At 37.7% G+C, this 14,040-nt stretch carries 10 protein-coding genes and 4 tRNA genes; 4 read left to right on the top strand and 10 right to left on the bottom strand.

All coding sequences use genetic code 11. The features are described from left to right. Window positions 1-4: 4 nt before the first annotated feature. The 3 genes from F927_RS11285 to F927_RS11275 are packed head-to-tail and all read right to left on the bottom strand — an operon-like array spanning window position 5 to window position 2,660. Complete coding sequence (locus F927_RS11285; RefSeq protein ID WP_005084735.1) at window positions 5-775, bottom strand: iron ABC transporter ATP-binding protein; 771 nt, start codon at window positions 773-775, stop codon at window positions 5-7. Next, on the bottom strand, window positions 772-1,719 hold the full coding sequence (locus F927_RS11280; protein ID WP_005084733.1) for an iron chelate uptake ABC transporter family permease subunit: 948 nt from the start codon (window positions 1,717-1,719) through the stop codon (window positions 772-774). The genes F927_RS11285 and F927_RS11280 overlap by 4 nt, the downstream gene beginning before the upstream one ends. Then, window positions 1,719-2,660, bottom strand: a complete 942-nt coding sequence (locus F927_RS11275) for an ABC transporter permease (RefSeq protein ID WP_005084732.1) — start codon at window positions 2,658-2,660, stop codon at window positions 1,719-1,721. The genes F927_RS11280 and F927_RS11275 overlap by 1 nt, the downstream gene beginning before the upstream one ends. Before the next feature lie 554 nt (window positions 2,661-3,214). On the opposite strand from F927_RS11275, the gene F927_RS11270 reads away from it, so the two are divergent. Then, window positions 3,215-5,311, top strand: a complete 2,097-nt coding sequence (locus F927_RS11270; RefSeq protein ID WP_005084730.1) for a condensation domain-containing protein — start codon at window positions 3,215-3,217, stop codon at window positions 5,309-5,311. Between the two features lie 130 nt (window positions 5,312-5,441). Here the strand turns inward: F927_RS11270 and F927_RS11265 are convergent, their stop codons facing one another. Next, window positions 5,442-7,274 carry an AMP-binding protein gene (locus F927_RS11265; protein WP_005084729.1) on the bottom strand — a complete coding sequence of 611 codons (1,833 nt, stop codon included), beginning with the start codon at window positions 7,272-7,274 and terminating at the stop codon, window positions 5,442-5,444. Window positions 7,275-7,748: 474 nt separating this feature from the next. Here F927_RS11265 and F927_RS11260 point away from each other — a divergent pair, with 474 nt between their 5' ends. Continuing rightward, complete coding sequence (locus F927_RS11260; RefSeq protein WP_005084728.1) at window positions 7,749-8,609, top strand: siderophore-interacting protein; 861 nt, start codon at window positions 7,749-7,751, stop codon at window positions 8,607-8,609. Between the two features lie 142 nt (window positions 8,610-8,751). On the opposite strand, the gene F927_RS11255 is transcribed toward F927_RS11260, so the two are convergent. From F927_RS11255 to F927_RS11230, 6 genes are all read right to left on the bottom strand, one after another. Further along, window positions 8,752-8,825: transfer RNA gene (locus F927_RS11255), tRNA-Trp, on the bottom strand. A 66-nt stretch (window positions 8,826-8,891) separates the two neighbouring features. Then, window positions 8,892-8,976, bottom strand: a tRNA-Leu gene (locus F927_RS11250). A 148-nt stretch (window positions 8,977-9,124) separates the two neighbouring features. Further along, window positions 9,125-9,198: transfer RNA gene (locus tag F927_RS11245), tRNA-Trp, on the bottom strand. Window positions 9,199-9,266: 68 nt separating this feature from the next. Continuing rightward, window positions 9,267-9,351 (bottom strand) — tRNA-Leu (locus F927_RS11240). A gap of 100 nt (window positions 9,352-9,451) precedes the next feature. Beyond that, entirely contained in the window at window positions 9,452-10,282 is an 831-nt protein-coding gene (locus F927_RS11235) for a protein kinase domain-containing protein (RefSeq protein WP_005084726.1), read from the bottom strand. Beyond that, entirely contained in the window at window positions 10,257-11,765 is a 1,509-nt protein-coding gene (locus F927_RS11230; RefSeq protein WP_005084723.1) for a DUF3336 domain-containing protein, read from the bottom strand. The genes F927_RS11235 and F927_RS11230 overlap by 26 nt, the downstream gene beginning before the upstream one ends. 181 nt (window positions 11,766-11,946) lie before the next feature. Here F927_RS11230 and F927_RS11225 point away from each other — a divergent pair, with 181 nt between their 5' ends. Together F927_RS11225 and F927_RS11220 are read left to right on the top strand one after the other, a co-directional pair. Continuing rightward, complete coding sequence (locus F927_RS11225; protein ID WP_005084721.1) at window positions 11,947-12,837, top strand: ATP-binding protein; 891 nt, start codon at window positions 11,947-11,949, stop codon at window positions 12,835-12,837. Window positions 12,838-12,936: 99 nt separating this feature from the next. Beyond that, window positions 12,937-14,037, top strand: coding sequence for a DUF6670 family protein (locus F927_RS11220; RefSeq protein ID WP_005084717.1), 1,101 nt, complete (start codon window positions 12,937-12,939; stop codon window positions 14,035-14,037). Window positions 14,038-14,040: the final 3 nt, after the last annotated feature.

The raw sequence follows: 14,040 nt of genomic DNA, 5'->3' as shown, positions 1-14,040 counted from the left end.
TTATTCAAGCTCCAAATGAGTTGAAGTAATTACACATACAGCCACGCTCACTGTATGTAATTTCAAAATCAAGCTCATACAGATCCGTTAATTGCGCCTCTGTAATGACTTGTTCTGTTGGTCCACTAAAATGAAGTTTGCCGTTCTTTAATGCGACAATATGGTCTGAGTAATTAGTGGCAAAATTGATATCGTGAATCACCAAAATCACCGTCCGACCTTGTTCATCGCATAAACGTCGCAATGCACGCATAATTTGAACGGCGTGTTTCATATCGAGATTATTTAGGGGTTCATCTAATAAAAGTACGTCTGTCTGCTGGGCAATCGTCATCGCTAAAAAAGCCATTTGCCGTTGACCGCCACTAATTTCATCAATATAAGATTTGCGTAATGGCTCTAAAGAAAGGAATGCAATCGCATCATCAATGATTTGATGATCTTGCTCAGTTAAAGCGCCACGGCTATATGGGAATCGACCAAATGAAATCAATTCCTCTACTGTTAAACGCAGATTAAATCCTGGGGCTTGGCGTAAAGTTGCAATCTTCTTGGCGTATGCCGCTGTACTTATATTGGCAATATTTTGATTATTTAAAAAAATATCACCTTTATCTGGTTCAACTAGACGTGCCATCATCATGAGTAAAGTCGATTTTCCCGCACCATTTGGACCAATCAGTGACGTCACTTGCTGTGTAGGAAACTCAACATTTACGTTAGAAAGTACAGGCTTTGCGCCATAGGATTTATGAATATTCTTGACCTGAATCATGTAACACCTCTGGCACGAACCATCAGCGTAAGGAAATAGATACCACATACGAGATTGACCAGAATACTGACAGTCGTTTTGTAATTGAAAACATGCTCAACCAAAATTTGAGCCGCAATAAAGATGGCTATCGTGACTGCACATCCGAGGGGTAAGGTTAATTTATGCTTATAATTGCCCGCCAATGCATAGGCGATATTTGCAACAAATACGCCCATAAATGCTGTAGGGCCAATCAAACTTGTAGATACTGCGACCAGAATCGCGATCATTGCCAAATAAAAGCTGACATAACGATGATGGTCAACTCCAAGTGATTTCGCCTGCTCACGACCTAAAACTAGAACATCCAGCACAGGCAATGTTTTTCTGCCCAGCCATAAAACCACTGCTACAGCTAAACAAGAATAAAAGAGTGTTTCTGGTTGGGAGCGATTAAACGTGGCATAGCTAAACCCTTGGAAAACAGAAAACTCCCCTGGACTGATTTTAAGCTGAATAAATTGAGTAATCGTTCCAACGACCATCGTAAGAACTAAACCCAGTAGCAATAGCAAAAAGACATCGTTTCGACCGAATGGCAATAACCACTTATGAATCACCCACGAATAGAGCAGCATTAAAATAAGAGAAATAAAAAAGTTGCCATTTAACCCCAATAGGGTTAATCCGTGCGTCCCGAGAACAAACAGCAGTAAAACCTGCCAGAATAAATAAATCGCTTCATAGCCCATAATTGAAGGGGTTAAAATACGATTACCAACTATTGTCTGGAAAACGATCGAGGAAACTGCAACACAAATACCGCCTAGAACAATTGTTGCAAGACGAACAAGTCGTTTAGGAATGACATAATCGAAATCCAATCCCGAATTTAGGAATACAAACACTAGAGCTAGACACAGCACTATCAGAAAAACGATCCATAGCTTCGCCATACGCATTATCGAAGCCCTCTCAAAATAAGGATCAGGAAGATAACGCCTCCGACACCTCCAGCCGTTAGCCCAATTGGAACTTCAAAGGGATAAATGATTGAGCGACCAATAATGTCACAAAGCAATAATAATGAAGCACCACCTAATGCGACGATTGGTAAGGTTTTAGATAAATTTTCACCGTATTTAAGTGCAACTAAATTTGGAACAACGAGCCCAACAAAAGGAATTGCTCCGACAGTAATGACCGTTGTTGACACAGTAATCGCAACGAGTATTAATCCTGTAGCAGCCATAACGGCATAACTCAATCCTAAACTCGAGGCCATCTCCTCACCCATTCCAATCACGGTAAAGCGATGAGCAAACAAATAAGTCAATAAAACAATCGGAAAAATGATGTAAATGATTTCATAATGACCTTGGACGATTCTTGAGAAATCCCCCATAAGCCACCCTTGCATACTTTGTAAAATATTGGTGCTATAAGCATAGAACTCAGCTAATGCACTCAGCACACTGCCATACATCAAACCGATCACAGGAACTAATACCGTATTTCTAAAACGGATACGGCGAATAATCGCAATATAGATTAAGCTGGCGATAAAACTAAAAATCATCGCAAACAGCATCTTACTGAACGTACTCGTCACTGGAACTAAAGTTAACGATACCAAAATACCCAATTTGGCCGCATCTAAACCACCTGAAGTTCCTGGTTCAACAAATTTGTTACGAACAATGTGCTGTAAAATGACACCACACACTGACAATCCAATACCTGTTAGCACAATCGTAATCAAACGAGGTATACGGCTTGCTGTGAGCGTCAGCCAGCTATCTCCAGAAAATGAAAGCAAGGCAGACCATTCAATTTGCTCAGCACCGAGCAACAATGAACCGATGCATAAAACAATAAAAAGACAGAATAAGCCCAGTTGCATTAGGGGCATGCCCCACTAATACGCGATAAAGCTGAAAAGAATCGCAAATCGAGCTGCATACAAAAATGATGATTGAAAATATGTTCAATATTTAATGTGTTTATTGACCTTTCATGATTGAATATTCTCATGAAAATTCCTTAATTTTGTCGTAAGTAAATAGCAAGCTCTCCCAAGAACAATGAATTAAGATCAATATTCATGGGTCTTTAAAATCATTTTCAAGCGGTATTAACTGTCCCAATTTAAAATAATTTCTTTACTAATCAATGTTTTATAAAATAACTAGCAAGATGTAGATTATTGTTACAGCTATTATTAAAAATGATAATCTTGATGTAAATGAGAATCAATTATAGTATGTTTTAAGTAAAATGTAACCCCTGTTACCACATGTAAAGCATTGAGGCGGTGATCAATTCATTCAAAATCTGGGGATTTTACACGTATGCAAATAAATAACATCATGAATTATATAAACTTTAATCTGATGCCTAAAATTTGCGAAATGAAAAATGATCAAAATAGTTTAATTTATAAAACGGGATTCACTTATGTTGGCACAACTTTCCGAAACTTCATCTCTCATGCCTGTTAGTGACTACGAAGAGCGCATCTGGATGTTGCAATTACAACAACCAGAGCAAGTAGCTCGTCACTTTAATCTATGGAAGCTAAATCAAGAATCTAATCTTCCACTTCTCAGCAAAACAATTCGAGAAATTGTTGAAACTACACCTGATTTGAATGTTCGTTATAAATTTAGCGATGACGGTGATTTATATAAATATCAGTTTGATGATTGGTCAGCTTGCTTAGAACTTAAAAATAGTAAGCTTGAAGAAATATTTGACCAAGTAACACTATTGAAAGCACAAGTTTGGAATGCTGAAATCAATCCACCTTTTTCAACTTATATTTTTGATACTGAACAAGGTTTTTTTCTGCTTTTAATCCTTCACCCCATTCTCGACCAATGCTATCAAACAGCCAATTTCATCGAGGCAATAAAAGATAAATACCTACAATACTCAAGAAACAACGTTTCACTCACCCTAACTGAAATTGAAATACCAAATCATCTTGTTGAAAACAAGACAGAAACTCAGGTAGAAACTGATCAAAGCTACGTTTCTCAGGTCATTTTGGAGGAGTTTAGAAATACACTCGCCGAGCCTGAGCTGACTCTAGATGATGACTTTTTTGATTTTGGTGGTCACTCATTATTAGCAACACGGATTATTGGGAATTTACTCAACAAACATGGGATTGAAATTCGATTTAATGATTTCTTTAAATCCCCATCTGCTGCAGGTTTGGCAACCTATGCCGTCATCAAAACCGATAGGATTAAAACCAATACATTAAAAAATCAAGCAAAAGCTCCGCTTACCCTGGCTCAAGATTTTCTTTGGCAAGCATATTCAAGTTTCGATTTCAGTCCAATTTATAACCTACCATTTGCAGTAGAGTTTTTGGAAGAAATAGATGAAGGTATCTTCTTTCAAGCAATTAAAGATGTTGTGGAGAGACATGCAGGCTTGCGTACAACATTCCATACTCATGATGGACAGACCTATCAACAGACTGTCCCAATTTCAGCGTTGGATCAAAAAAAATGGTTTTGGGGGAGTAATGAAAGCAAAAACATCACGCTTGCAAATGAAGCCTCATATAAATTTGATCTTCGCCATGAGCTACCAATCAGAATACGCTTACTTCGGAATGCACAAGGTCGACAAACATTATCATTTTTAGTCCATCACATGGTCATTGATGAGTGGTCTTTAAACACGATTATGTCAGACCTCAGACATGCTTATCTTGCTCGTTCAAATGAAAAAACACCTATGTGGGAAGCACCAGCTCACACAATCCATGATTTTTCGTTGCTTCAACAGAAACAAGGGATCAATCAGAATCACATTAATTACTGGACAGATATGCTAAAGGATGCAACCAAAGGATTACAACTCGCCACTCCAAATCAAGCGTTTGATATTTCGGAAAAAACACCTCAAGTCAAATGGCTAGAACTCAAGTTTGAATCAGAAATGCATAACAAGCTTGCTAAATTTGCCAGACAGCAAAACGCTTCTATTTTTACAGTTCTATATACCGCTATCGCAGATGCTTTGCATAAACAAGGACAACTCAAAGAAATCGTGATTGGTACATCTGCATCTGGACGAACTGATCCTGAATTTTTTGATACCGTGGGTTACTTCACAACAATGGTTGCTCACCGTACTGTATTTAATCCAATAGACTCATTCCAATCATTACTTCAAAATATTAGTACCATGATTAATGATTCAATGGCATATGCGGATATCCCGATTAACCATATACAAAAAGCTTTAGGCATGCATGCCGACGAAGGATTATTATTCGATGTGTTTATCCATATTCATTCAAATAATGCATTAAATGGTGCGTTAAAAGCACCGCATGGGCGGGATATTCCTTACCGTCAAATCTTGCCTGAACGCGAGGAATCTATGTTCGGCTTACATTTTGAAATCATGGAAAATGTCATTAATGGGCAACATCAACTTAGTATGATTATCACCTATCAAGCGCACCGCTTTCCCACTCCACTTGTTGAAAGTATTTGCGAAAAAATAAATGCAACCTTAGCAGAAATCTAAATTTCGTATAAAACGTATCACCGCAATCGTGTGCTTAAAAGAACGGATTACCCATCCAGCTTTTAAGCACATTGCGATCCTTTTCAATTCAAGGCTACTCAAACGAGCATTCATGCTACTGCAAAATGATCTAAGAATTTATTTGCTGCTGTACTCGATTCACAACATCTTGAACCGTTTTACATGAGATCAAAGTATAGAAATCAATTTGTGTATCAAGCTTTTGAGAAAGCTTTTGTGCAATAATCATCAGTTGTTTCGGCTTAATTCCAATATCCAATATCTCACTTCTATAGAAAATATCCATTTTTTCATCTTTATTTTCATCGATATATTCACGAAAAATCATCAAAACAGAATTTCCAACATTATCAAATCTAGATTGCGCTTTTGCAGAAGACGAGTAAATTTGATCTTGAGCCGATGTCTGCAACGTTTTTCGATCAACCTTACCATTTCGGGTTAATGGGATATGATCGACGGCTAAATATTTAGATGGGATATGTGAGTCAGGCAAATAAGCTTTTAAAAAACGCTTTAATTCTAAACCATTTAACTCAGTACTATTATTACGATCTGCTAATGTGTAAATCGCTACCAACTCCTGGGTTTCAGTGGTTGGATGCGTACACCCCACCACAACACAGTGATGAATGTTCGGATTCTTCAATAAAGTATTTTCAACTTCAACAGCCGAAATTCTCACGCCTTTTATCTTTAAATAGCCATCTTGACGCCCAGCAAAAATAATATTTTGATCAGCTCTGAAATAGCCTTGATCACTCATACGAAATGCAATTTGTCTCTCATTATCATTGACTTGAATTTCCATAAAATCTTGGTAATCAAGCTTTCCATCACGTAAATATCCATTTGATAAATTCATCCCCACCATATACATGGTGCCCACCTCACCCATTTGGCAAGGCTGCATATTTTCATTTAGGATAAAATATTGATTGTTCTTTAATGCTTTGCCATAAGGAATAACCGCCTGATCCGTATCACTAATTTCATGCCATATACTCCAAATTGTGGTTTCTGTAGGACCACCCAATGAAAATAAGCGCGCATTCGGCAATTGTTGTCTTAACTTGGATATTAGCGAAGGTTTTATATAGTCACCTCCTTGCGCGATTAAACGGAGCGACTGTAGTTGCTCAGTGCGGGTCACACTGACCAACATATCCACAATCGCTGGAACACTACTCCAAATCGAGACTTTATATCGTTCTACTAGCTCGGCCCAAACCAGAGCATTTTTACTCTGTTCAAATGATGGAACAATCAACGTTGCACCAACAGCCATGGTAGCAAATACATCAAACACAGACATGTCATGGTGAAAAGGTGTTATCGCTATAACGACATCGTCAGAACTGATCTTCCATTCTGCGATGGTATGCGAGAGTACATTTGCAGTTGCCAAATTGTTTAATACAACACATTTCGGCATACCAGTACTGCCAGACGTATATAAATAATACGATGGTAAACGATTGATCTCATAACGCCATTCTGGATCACATACGATGGTATTGAGTAAGGCCTCATTGATATTTAAATTCGGTATACCTTCTACCAACGAGTCACTGACCGCAATCTCAGCACGACTATTTAAGAGTAAATAACGAAGCCTTGATGATGGTGAATCCATATCAATCGGTAACCAAATCATCCCCGTTAACGCACAAGCTAAAGCGGTATAAATATGTTCAGGGCTTTTTCTCAAACAGATTGCGACCACTGATCCTATTCTTAAATCCTGCTTTTTTAATGCAGAAGCAATCTTAATGACATTCTGCCCTACTTCAGCATAGCTGATCTGCTGACCATTGAATATCAATGCTGTTTTATTCGAGTTTCTACCTGATATATTTTCATAAATTTTTTTCAGGTAATTCTCTAAATCTATATTTTTACTATTAAATTTTAGTAAATCTTGATTTAAATCTTTTTGCATACAGTTCAATCCTCAACATATTTTCTATTTCATACTTTCAAATCGAACATTCAAAAATAAAGTGATAAAAATACTGGAAAATGATCCTTTAAGGCATCATTGATTTTGATCCAGATAGCTCAAAATGGATTGTCAAAGTAACCATTAAAAATCTTATCTCTTATATTTTTTTGTTCGAGGTTTGATAGCTTAGTAAAATAATACAAATGATAATCATTTTTAATTATTAATTAATGAATCAACATGAACGCGACTCTGAATATTATTTATTAAAATAAATTATTAATATCAAATATATAAATTAAAAAGAAAACTCATTTAAAGACTTTTTACGGAGAATATTTCAACTCTACAAACACAATTGATAACAATTATCATTTACAATTATGGAGCACTTCGCTATCTTAGTAAATAAAGACTGTGATTACTTCACCTCACAACACCTATCATGATCGTTTAACTTAGGTTATATCAATGACAAAAATAGCAGAGAAATCGAAACAAAAATCCAGTAATTTACTGAAAGAGAAAGACCATTTACAAGATATGGAACAGCTGGAGATGACCGTTGTTTCAATCCAAGCTCCCTTTCCATCCATTATCCGAATTCAGGGCACGATACATACAACCCAACAAGAACTTTGGAAGTCTCCAAATTTGGCAATTCGTTTACTGGTTGCTCAGCACGCAGCCGGTCAACCCATCTCTCGTGTGTATACGATCCGTTCTTTTGATCCAATAAATGCTCAAATTGAAATTGATTTTGTCAAACATGAAGATTTAAGCCCTGCGATGCAGTGGCTTAATTCAGCACAAGTCGGCACAAAAATTGGACTAATTGGACCAAGACCTCATTTTATTCCAAATTTCTCATCTCAAAAGCATGTTGTTATTTTTGCAGATGATACGGCTGTTCCCGCTGTTTATTCGATACTTAAACATTGGCCACATGGCATCAGTGCGGATATCTATATAGAAAGTGCTGAAAAAAATATTGCTTGTGACTTCCCCAATCTCGATCAGATTCAGATCCACTTATTGCATAAAGATCATCACGCTCTAGAAAAAGGCCTCCTATTAAAAGCAGCATTTCAACTAGAAAACTATGAAAATGTAACGATCTGGGCGGCATGCGAACGCAATGAGGCAAGAGCATTACGTCATTTTTTCGTTGAAGATAAACAGTTTGATAAAAATGACGTACGTATTGCAGGTTATTGGAAAGATGGCGTATCTGGTTCAGAACTAGATCAACTACGCGCTCAACATTATCAAGAACACATTCAACGAGGGAAAACCTTACACGAATATGATGATCTTGATATGTCAATTTAACTCAATACGTTATAACAATTTAGAGGCTAAAACCATGTATGTAGCCTCTTGAAACAATAACAGCACGATTAAATACACAACAAAAAAGGCTTAAACCTTTTTGATTTAAGCCTTTCTTTATTTACATTGCATACTTGCAAAGTGGCAGAGGATCAAGGACTCGAACCTTGACGAACGGTTTTGGAGACCGTCATGCTACCATTACACCAATCCTCTATAACGCTGTGATTAACTCATTTCTGACTTAATCTTCAAAAAGTAAGTTCTTACTTTTTAATAATTTGGTGGGGGCGAAGAGACTCGAACTCTTACACCTTGCGGCGCTGGAACCTAAATCCAGTGCGTCTACCAATTTCGCCACGCCCCCGATGGATGTGTATATTAGTGATAAACCTTTCTGCTGACAAGTCCTTTTTTATAAAAAACTATGCATCTCAAGGCTAATGCTTTTTTCATATACAAATGAAAAAATACAGAAATAAAAAAAGGAACTTTAAAAAAGTTCCTTTCATATTTGGCAGAGGATCAAGGACTCGAACCTTGACGAACGGTTTTGGAGACCGTCATGCTACCATTACACCAATCCTCTATAACTTCATGATTAACTCATCTCTGATTTAACCATAAAAAAAGCAAGATACTCTTGCTTTTTAAATTTGGTGGGGGCGAAGAGACTCGAACTCTTACACCTTGCGGCGCTGGAACCTAAATCCAGTGCGTCTACCAATTTCGCCACGCCCCCGATGGCTATGCATATTAGTGAGAAAGCAGCTTTATGACAAGTCTTTCTGAGAAAAAACCCATTTAAATGAACATATAATATTCAAATCAATTATTTATGTTTATTTTTGCAGCAGATTAATATCATTTAACAAGACTTGTGCATCTAGAACAGAACATAAACGTTGCTCAGAATGTTTTTGAGTCAAACCTTTTAATAATGGCAAAAATGGCTCCAATTGCTTGGAAACTTGAAGTTGCAGCTGCTGACAGTGTAATACGGCCCAATCGTGATAGCTATTTGCTCTCAGTTTGGTCTGAGTCAACCATTCATATAGAATAATTCCCAAAGCATATAAATCACTCTGCACTGATTTATTTTTGCCATGAAATAGCTCAGGTGCCATATAGTGTGGTGTTGCGTTCAAATTATGAGTTTCATGATGCAATTGCAGACTTTGCTCGAAATCAATCAATCGACATGTATTTTTATATAATCGGAAATGTTCAACCTTTAAATCCCCATGAATCCATCCCATTTGATGTAATTCACCAAGCGCATATAAAGCTTGCTGGATCATTTGTTTAATTGTTTCAAGTGGTTGGCATGGATTCAAATCAGTAAAAAAAGGAACTGAATCCAATACGACTAAACCAATCCCCTCGCCTAAATCACGAAGAACTGAGCTTTGCTGTGCCAAAGAAATAATCCGATGATCAATAAGAAACGAAGCGTTATCGGATGAACACGACTGATAGAAACTTAACTCATGTTGAAAAGCAGCCTGTAAAATCGGGTTGGTATTGGTTAAATGGAATTTAAGCCAATACATCTCCTGACCCATTTGAAAAGTATATAGTCGTCGACCATACGCATAGCTTTGACTTTTAGTACGAAGCTTTAATTCATCAGGTTGGATATTTGAATCAAAGATCCACGTAGTAGAACTCATTTTGCTGCTTTTCTTCCTGCTTTCGCAATGATGCTAAGCAATGTTCAATGGTTTTACCAATGCGTGCATGGGTTTCTATTGAGGCAATTTTAGGCCATGTCGCACGCTCACCTTCTTGCTGTAAAACCTGAAAGAGTTTTGGACGTGGATTTTGTAGCATATAGCTATAATGTCTTAAACCATATTTGGCAATAATATTGACATCACCATAATAGCGCTGCCCTAAAATACCATAACCATGATCAAGCGCGCGACGTATAGGGAAAAAGCTTCCCAAAGAGTTACGTGTTAAATCCATCACATCCATCGCCACCGCTTTACCCTGATGCCTGATAATTCGTTCAGGCCAACTCAACACATCACGACGGAATCGCGCAGAATCACTTTGCATAAATGGAACAATATGTGGATTTACCTGACTCGCAATGGTGTAATTAATATTATACAGCCTTGCCATTTTTTCTTGAGGGAAGTCGCTGCGCATACTGCCATCTACCCACTTGGTATTCGACATATACGGCGTATGTTGTCCATCATAGCGTTTACTGGTCAAATGCACTGGTGGAAATAGGACAGGAACCGCACATGAAGCAAGCACAGCGCTCCAGACTAAAACATGAGGTGCTGTTAAAGCATTTAAAATGCGCGGATTTTGTGCGGTATTATACGGGGCGACAGCAATATTGATATGTAATCCTGAACGCTGATAAGCCTCGGCAAACGTCACATCGCCTAAGTTTTGTACCAAGAATTTTTTTAAGTACATCACATCAGCAATGCCACCATTACCCTTGATCAACTCTATAATTTTTCTAAAACGAAATGCTTTATGAAAAAAATGTTCCCCAGTGAGTAACTCTGGAATCTGGTCTGGTAAAGAGACACCGAGCATTCCCGTCATGATTGCCCCTGCACTCGAACCAGAAATAACCTTGGGGAGCAAATCACGCTCTAATAGTGCTTTACAAACACCCGTATGGAATAGCCCCAATGTCGCACCACCAGACAGCATCAATGCAGGTTGGCCATAGGCTTTTTGGCATTCTTCAAAAAACTGGATTTTTTCTTTAAGCTGGAACGTTATACATTCACTTGATGATAAATAGCGGAAGCATTCACTTACTTCTTCTACATAGTTTTCGATAATTTTTTTCGTGCCAATATAGGTTTCAGCAAACAACATCGGATGCCCGATATTGGCAAAATCATAAGATAAACCTTCTCGCAACACGTACATTAAATCTAATGTGCGATGCTGTGTTCGATATTTCTTTAACAGGTTGTGTCGCCTAGACAGAATTTCAGCATCGAAATAAGGTGATTCATTGTCATATTTCCATGCCTCAGTCCCCATTTCCTGATCTAATTTTAAAGCAAGCTCTTTCCACTCTTCATAACTACTTGTATGTCTTAAACGCTCTTGCAACACACCCACTCGATAAGTTTGGTATGTATTTCTTTTTCCTAAAAGCAGATTTGACATGGATGATCCCAATTTTTAATCGTATTTTTCGAATCGTGCACCTATACAATGCAAAAAGCTGTCGCAACAATCAAGGGTTAAATCGACGTATTGCAATATTTATGATGATATTTTCTTTTTTTCCGCGAAAGCAATGCTAGTATCCTTAATCATTGATTACTGAGTTTGGTTTGTATTCATTATGGCGATCCTCAATTTACCTGATTCTATTCTCCAATCATTATCGAGTGTTTTAACACAGCTTCAACAAGTTCTCCCTGCACCAAAACAACCCACCGATTTTTCTGCAATTGCCTTTCGATGGGAAAATCAACAATTGGTTGCAGTACAACAACCTAAAAAAATGTATTTAGAAGATCTCAAAGGAATTGAGCGCCAAAAAGATAAAATCATTCAAAATACGCTACAGTTTTTAAATGGTTTTCCTGCAAATGATATTTTACTGACAGGTTCGCGTGGTACAGGTAAGTCCTCAATTGTTCGTGCCTTACTGACAGAATACTCAGCACAAGGTTTGCGCTTAATTGAAATCGAACGTGATGATTTATCTGATCTGCCTAAGATCCAAAAACTGATTGAACATCGTCCTGAGAAATTTATCGTCTATTGTGATGATTTGGCATTTAATGCAGAAGATGAAAATTATCGTAGCTTAAAAAGTGTTTTAGATGGCTCACTACAGTCAGGATCAAGCAATTTTATTATTTATGCCACCAGTAACCGTCGTCACTTATTGCCCGAATTTATGCATGAAAATACCCCGGTGCGTAAAGTTGATGTACCCCAATATACAGAGTTGCATCCACAAGAAGCCATCGAAGAAAAAATCTCGCTTTCTGACCGTTTCGGCATGTGGCTGTCATTCTATCCAATGGATCAGCAACTGTACTTAGAAATTGTTGAGCATTACATTACTAAAGCAGGTTTGGAATATAACGATCTGGTTCGTGGCGAAAGTTTGAAATGGTGTCAGGCACGTGGTCAACGCTCTGGGCGTGCAGCCTATCAGTTCTCAAAGCATTGGATCGGCTCGCAAAACTTAGAAAAATTGTCCAACAAAACCAATCAATAAATGTCCTGAAAAGCTGTAGCGCTGTCCTTATTTCCGCTTAGCAATCGCAGTTGTTTTTCTTAACCTAAGTCTCAGCATAAGATGAGTATAGGAATAAAGATGAAAAAACAACTGCCACCCACTTCCCTGACCAGTAAAATCTTGGGCAAAAGCTTGTTGCTCGCACAAGGTACTTTGGATCAAGCTAAAAAATACTCAACGCTTCCATTTTCTGAACCTAAAATTATTATTCCAAGAACCAATGAGAAGTTTTATACGTGGACACATTATGGCATCTTCTTTCCACTACTACCTGAACCACACCGTTATTTGAATATTATGATTTTGTTGGGAACACCCGGTGCACTGGCTTTTGACCATGATGACATGACTTTAGGTGACCCAAGAAACACGGCAACGTTTTTTTCAAGTACAGCGGCATTAGATCAGCATCTCTTAAAAGCCTATATCATTTCAGATGAAACCAAGATTCTAGAAAATGGCACTCAGATTGAATTGGGTGAAGAAGTTTCGATTACAGGGACTTTACCTCATATTCATCTTCAAGGTGATTATCATGGTCTACATTTTGAATTTGATTTAGATGTCACTGATCAAGTCTCATGGTTTATCAAGACTCCTATTTATGATCATTTTAGCCTGTTGGCTAAATTCAAGGGTCAACTTGAATATCGAGGTGAAACGACTGTAGCAGAAGGTTTATGTACCTATGAATATGCACGTGCAGCTGGCGCACATGGTATTATTAAAAAACTATTGCCTGAGGCGTATAAGCTACCGCTTGATTTCTTTACCTATCAAATTATCAACCTAAATGAGACAACACAATTGTTGTTAACCAAAGCGGATATTTTAGGAAAGCCTGCTGCTTATTCTCTACATGTTAGACACACTGATCGACCAGCAGAAATCTATACCCATGTTGAATTTAGGGTCATCTCTCATCAAGTCGATGACTATGTTTCACCTAGTGGTAAGAAAATGCGTTTACCCCAGTTATTCTCATGGATGGTAAAAGACACTGCAGATCAAAAAATCTTAGAAATCTATGCTGAAATTGATAGTCCATTTCGTTATGGGCATGGCATTGGCTATGCTAGTGCCTACACTTTCACAGGTGAATATTTGAGTCAACCCGTTCAAGGACGTGGCTATATCGAATATATCGATGTAGAAGATCAAAAGCTGTTTAGTGAATAAACT

Origin of the sequence: Acinetobacter haemolyticus CIP 64.3 = MTCC 9819 (assembly GCF_000369065.1) — a bacterium.
GTDB classification, from domain to species: Bacteria; Pseudomonadota; Gammaproteobacteria; order Pseudomonadales; family Moraxellaceae; genus Acinetobacter; species Acinetobacter haemolyticus.
Note: the sequence above shows the minus strand (reverse complement) of the source record. Positions and strands in the feature narration are given on the sequence as shown.

Excerpts from the sequence above, each read along its gene's own strand:
- F927_RS11285 (WP_005084735.1), bottom strand. The coding sequence starts at position 775 with ATGATTCAGGTCAAGAATATTCATAAATCCTATGGCGCAAAGCCTGTA.
- F927_RS11280 (WP_005084733.1), bottom strand. The coding sequence starts at position 1,719 with ATGCGTATGGCGAAGCTATGGATCGTTTTTCTGATAGTGCTGTGTCTA.
- F927_RS11275 (WP_005084732.1), bottom strand. The coding sequence starts at position 2,660 with ATGCAACTGGGCTTATTCTGTCTTTTTATTGTTTTATGCATCGGTTCA.
- F927_RS11270 (WP_005084730.1), top strand. The coding sequence starts at position 3,215 with ATGTTGGCACAACTTTCCGAAACTTCATCTCTCATGCCTGTTAGTGAC.
- F927_RS11265 (WP_005084729.1), bottom strand. The coding sequence starts at position 7,274 with ATGCAAAAAGATTTAAATCAAGATTTACTAAAATTTAATAGTAAAAAT.
- F927_RS11260 (WP_005084728.1), top strand. The coding sequence starts at position 7,749 with ATGACAAAAATAGCAGAGAAATCGAAACAAAAATCCAGTAATTTACTG.
- F927_RS11235 (WP_005084726.1), bottom strand. The coding sequence starts at position 10,282 with ATGAGTTCTACTACGTGGATCTTTGATTCAAATATCCAACCTGATGAA.
- F927_RS11230 (WP_005084723.1), bottom strand. The coding sequence starts at position 11,765 with ATGTCAAATCTGCTTTTAGGAAAAAGAAATACATACCAAACTTATCGA.
- F927_RS11225 (WP_005084721.1), top strand. The coding sequence starts at position 11,947 with ATGGCGATCCTCAATTTACCTGATTCTATTCTCCAATCATTATCGAGT.
- F927_RS11220 (WP_005084717.1), top strand. The coding sequence starts at position 12,937 with ATGAAAAAACAACTGCCACCCACTTCCCTGACCAGTAAAATCTTGGGC.